Genomic DNA, 263 nt, shown 5'->3' with positions numbered 1-263 from the left:
ATGTTTAAATGGTATTTAGTCGATGCGATAACTCAGCTTAATTTCGTCAAACGTTGCAAGACGAATAAAGTCAGTATGGTAGATATGCCGATATCCATCTAAGACCAGATATTGAGGGTGCGGTATTTCATCCACTGTCCTCACCTGCACATCCTGAATGGGGTAAAGTAAAACCACTAAATCCCCAATCTTAAATTTGTACTCAATGCTGTCATCTGTCATCAAATTCTCAGCGTGATGGCGATATTGTTTAAATAAAATCT

1 protein-coding gene is annotated in these 263 nt (G+C 38.0%); it reads right to left on the bottom strand.

Annotated features, from left to right (window positions below; translation table 11 throughout):
• Window positions 1–15: 15 nt before the first annotated feature.
• Window positions 16–263, bottom strand: a 248-nt coding sequence (locus M2R48_RS07335) for a hypothetical protein (protein ID WP_262085610.1), incomplete at its 5' end; no start/stop codon positions are given.

Origin of the sequence: Acinetobacter sp. I-MWF (assembly GCF_025433935.1) — a bacterium.
GTDB classification, from domain to species: domain Bacteria; phylum Pseudomonadota; class Gammaproteobacteria; order Pseudomonadales; family Moraxellaceae; genus Acinetobacter; species Acinetobacter guillouiae.
Note: the sequence above shows the minus strand (reverse complement) of the source record. Positions and strands in the feature narration are given on the sequence as shown.